General features: G+C 38.6%; 5 protein-coding genes. All 5 read left to right on the plus strand.

Translation table 11 applies throughout. From position 1 onward, the window contains the following. The first annotated feature begins 83 nt into the window (after positions 1-83). On the plus strand, positions 84-392 hold the full coding sequence (locus tag JWR87_RS17060; RefSeq protein ID WP_297822407.1) for a hypothetical protein: 309 nt from the start codon (positions 84-86) through the stop codon (positions 390-392). An 80-nt stretch (positions 393-472) separates the two neighbouring features. Beyond that, complete coding sequence (locus JWR87_RS17065) at positions 473-2,032, plus strand: SulP family inorganic anion transporter (RefSeq protein WP_297822409.1); 1,560 nt, start codon at positions 473-475, stop codon at positions 2,030-2,032. Between the two features lie 3 nt (positions 2,033-2,035). Beyond that, positions 2,036-2,677, plus strand: a complete 642-nt coding sequence (locus JWR87_RS17070) for a carbonic anhydrase (protein WP_297822411.1) — start codon at positions 2,036-2,038, stop codon at positions 2,675-2,677. A gap of 144 nt (positions 2,678-2,821) precedes the next feature. Beyond that, the gene (locus tag JWR87_RS17075) at positions 2,822-3,487 is read left to right on the plus strand and encodes a carbonic anhydrase (protein ID WP_297822413.1); all 666 of its coding nucleotides are present in this window, start codon (positions 2,822-2,824) and stop codon (positions 3,485-3,487) included. A gap of 334 nt (positions 3,488-3,821) precedes the next feature. Next, a partial coding sequence (locus JWR87_RS17080) for a putative inorganic carbon transporter subunit DabA (protein ID WP_297822415.1) occupies positions 3,822-4,200 on the plus strand: 379 nt, incomplete at its 3' end.

The following is a 4,200-nucleotide window of genomic DNA, read 5'->3' on the forward strand; positions in this document are numbered from 1 at the left end:
ATTACTCCTTCTTCTAGTACTAGTTGTTAAATGAACTAAATGAGAATTGCCGTTAAAAATTAAGCGTTTATATTTGCCCCTCTATGATAAAACTGAAGATCATATCATTTTTTCTGTGTTTGTTAATGGCGATGCAAATGGTGCCGCTTAAGCAAACCGGAAAGGCGCTGGCGAGTAATCAATGGACGGAGGAGTTACCTCACGATGTTGATGACACCGGCAAAGATCATTCCGTTAAGTTTAATCATCCTTTTTTGCCTCCGGCAAACTATACCACTTCAGCTTCTTTACTGGCTGATGCAAAGGCACTAGCCTACCTTCATTTATCAGAACAGATACCGACTAATCATTCTACAGAGGTAGTCATTCCCCCGCCCGATTCTGTTTTATAACGGGCTTTTAATTTATTTCATTTTTCACTTCTGATTTTCCTTAATTGGGAATAACATTTCTATAATATCTCTATTTCTGCATGAAAAAATATTTACAGAATGTAGGGTCGGATTTTCCGGCTTCTATTGTCGTTTTCTTGGTGGCGTTGCCTCTTTGCTTAGGTATTGCATTAGGTTCTGGTGCGCCGCTCTTCTCGGGCATTATTGCCGGTATGGTGGGTGGAATTATTATAGGAGCGCTTAGTGGTTCACACTTAAGCGTAAGCGGACCGGCGGCAGGTTTAACCGCTATTGTTTTTGCAGCAATTACCAAGTTGCAGGTATATGAAGCCTTTCTCGTCGCAGTTGTTATTGCTGGTTTTATTCAAATGATTCTAGGCTTTTTAAAAGCTGGTATCATTGGCGATTATATTCCTAACTCGGTAATTAAAGGAATGTTAGCAGCAATAGGATTAATTCTTATAATGAAACAATTACCACACTTTTTTGGATATGATAAAGATTATGTGGGGGACGAAACTTTTGTTCAGGGAGACAATGAAAATACGTTTTCAGAATTATTCAACATTTTCAATGTAATTACTCCTGCTGCAGCTATAATTGGCGCCATCTCCATGTTTATCTTGATACTCTGGGAGACCAAGTCATTTAAGTCAAAAAAATGGTTGACGCTGGTTCCCGGACCCCTGGTAGTGGTATTGGCGGCAGTATTTATAAATGTTGCCTTTCAATCTTCTTCACCCGGTTTTCAACTTGAAGCCAAGCATTTGGTTTCATTACCAATTGCTGAAACTCCAGCCATGTTTGTTTCGTTCTTTACTTTCCCCGACTTTTCTCATATTTCCAACTCGCAGGTTTGGATAAGCGGCTTAACAATAGCCATTGTTGCCAGTCTTGAGACCTTACTAGGTATTGAGGCTGTCGATAAACTTGATCCTTTTAAAAGAGTTACCCCTACTAACCGCGAATTAAAAGCACAGGGTGTTGGTAACATGGTATCAGGACTCATTGGAGGGTTACCACTTACTTCTGTGATTGTAAGAAGTTCAGCAAACGTAATGGCCGGTGCAAAAACCAAGATGTCTGCCATCTTTCACGGTTTATTGTTACTTCTTTCTGTATTCTTTATTCCAAAAATCTTAAACCTGATACCGTTATCGGCGCTGGCTGCTATACTGATTTTTACCGGTTATAAATTGGCCAAAGTAGGTCTCTTTAAAGATTTTTATAAAAGAGGGGTCGATCAGTTTGTGCCTTTCGTGGTAACTATCGTTGCAATACTATTTACTGATCTGTTAGTTGGTATAGTTATAGGAATTTTAGTGGGACTGTTTTTTATGGTCCGCAGTAACTTTAAATCATCGGTTTTAGTGGTAAACGATGACAACAAGTACTTGGTGCGGCTTCGCAAGGATGTCTCATTTCTAAACAAACCTATTGTAAAACGCAAGCTGGAGGAGGTGCCTGCCAACTCTTCTATTCTTATTGATGCAACGCGTGCTGACTTTATTGATAAAGACGTTATAGAAGAAGTAAATAACTTCCTTAAACATGCTCATTTAAAGAACATAAAGGTTGAAATAAAGAAAAGCCCGACTAAACCCATGCATTCACTATTCAATGACCCTGTTAATTTTTAATTGATGACTTCTTACGAAAAATTGCTCCTGGAAAATAAAGCGTGGGCAAAAGAAATGGTGCAAGATGACCCCGAGTTTTTTTCACGACTAGAACACATACAAACACCAGAATTTTTATGGATAGGATGCAGCGACAGCCGGGTACCTGCAAATCAAATTACCGGTACGGAACCAGGCGAAATTTTTGTGCACCGAAATATTGCCAACCTTGTGGTAAACACCGACGTAAATATGCTAAGCGTATTGCAATATGCTGTAGAGGTACTAAAAGTGAAGCATGTAATTGTTTGTGGTCACTATGGTTGCGGCGGCGTAAAAGCTGCACTTACTAACCAGGATTATAAGCAGGTTCTCAACATGTGGCTGCGAAATATAAAAGATGTTTACAGGTTACATAAAAACGAACTCGACGTGGTACCTGAAGGTGAAGCAAGGGTAAATAGGTTGATTGAACTAACAGTGAAGGAGCAGGTGATTAACCTGGCCAAAACATCAATCATTCAAAAAGCCTGGAGTGAAGATAACAGGCCGCATATACACGGCTGGGTCTACAATCTTTCAGATGGAGTTATAAAATCAGTCTACGACATGGAAGCAGGTACCAAATTAGACCCTGTTTATGAGTACCAAGATTATAACGGATAGCAGTAAATAAAGGTTTGTTGCCTTCTTTTTATCGGGGCAACAAATCTTTGTTTTCACATCGTTGCGTCGCACACTTGTGCTCCTTTAATTTATTCAGCAAATCAACCAACAATTATTATTGTTTGAAGAAAAAATCGAATTGAAATGGATAAGTCTTATCAAAAATTAATACAAGGAAATAAGCTATATGCTGAAACAAAATTGTCTGAAAATTCGGACTATTTTAAAAATTTGGCCAAAGGTCAGCAACCAGATTATCTCTGGATAGGTTGCAGTGACAGCCGTGTTCCTGCTAATGAAATTACCAACACCGAAAGCGGTGAGATCTTTGTTCACCGAAACATTGCCAACCTGGTAGTGCATACAGACACTAACTTACTAAGTGTGCTTGAATATGCCGTTAAGTATTTAAAGGTAAAACACATTTTGGTGGTTGGCCATTATGGATGTGGTGGCGTGCTAACAGCGATGACGGATATATACCATGGCCATGTTGATAACTGGTTGCGTAATATTAAAGATGTGTATCACCAGAATAGCGAAGAGTTGGACGCAATTGCTGATAAGACAGAAAGAGCGAACCGCCTAACTGAGCTTAATGTAATAGAGCAGGTAAGAAACCTTGCTAAAAGTACTATTGTACAAAGAGCGTGGGCAGAAAGGGATCTTTATCTTCATGGTTGGGTGTATGGAATGTCAAATGGCCTGATTAAAGACCTCGCTGTTATACATAACAGCAGTGAACATATTGATCCAATTTACAGGTATACTCATATCAAGCCTTGGTCGGCCGATATAATTACTATTTAAGAAAGGCAGCCGTAAATGATAGAAAGAATGTAATTATTCGAATTTAATCAGGTGGTTTTGTTTAGGTCTTTGAGGCAGGGGAATAATGTAGGTTTTGAGGAGTTTTTTCGATACTTTCAATTATACTTAACAGGGAAGGTGTTTTATTTCTTTGTTCCATCAAGAATAGAACGTACAAGAGTGCGACGCAAGTAAAGCTTAATAGTAGCGCTTCGACGGGAAACCAAAACATTCAAAAAATGCTTTTCCCGGTTAAGTATAATTTTTGATTAAGAGCCATAGTTCTTTACAGAATGGGTAGTCGAATTATTTACAGAAAAATAACTGCTGATTTATGATTCATAAAGACTTCGACGAAGCACATGTGTTACACGAACTAAAACACTACCTGCCTTCACAAACGCCACTCAAAGATTTTATTCATCATAATTCTTTGCATGCATTTCAAAACCTTCCATTTTATGATGCCATTTTCAAAGCATCTAAAATTTTTGGCTACCAGGTTACACTTCAGTTAACAGAGTTTAGGGAGTTGTATAAAATTGGCCGTATTAATGATGAAGTGCTGGAACGGGTTATTTCCGAAAAAATGGGAAAGGACAACGTTGATCAGTGGAAGGAAAAATTATTACAAAAGGAATACGACACTTCAAACGTTCCCAGGATTGGGTTATTAAGGAACCAGTTGAAAATCCAGTTCAAAATAGACCTGG

The organism is Segetibacter sp. (assembly GCF_025963695.1).
In the GTDB taxonomy this organism is placed as follows: domain Bacteria; phylum Bacteroidota; class Bacteroidia; order Chitinophagales; family Chitinophagaceae; genus Segetibacter.

Bases quoted from the DNA above. Each gene is read 5' to 3' on its own strand.
- JWR87_RS17060 (WP_297822407.1), top strand. From the start codon at position 84: ATGATAAAACTGAAGATCATATCATTTTTTCTGTGTTTGTTAATGGCG.
- JWR87_RS17065 (WP_297822409.1), top strand. From the start codon at position 473: ATGAAAAAATATTTACAGAATGTAGGGTCGGATTTTCCGGCTTCTATT.
- JWR87_RS17070 (WP_297822411.1), top strand. From the start codon at position 2,036: ATGACTTCTTACGAAAAATTGCTCCTGGAAAATAAAGCGTGGGCAAAA.
- JWR87_RS17075 (WP_297822413.1), top strand. From the start codon at position 2,822: ATGGATAAGTCTTATCAAAAATTAATACAAGGAAATAAGCTATATGCT.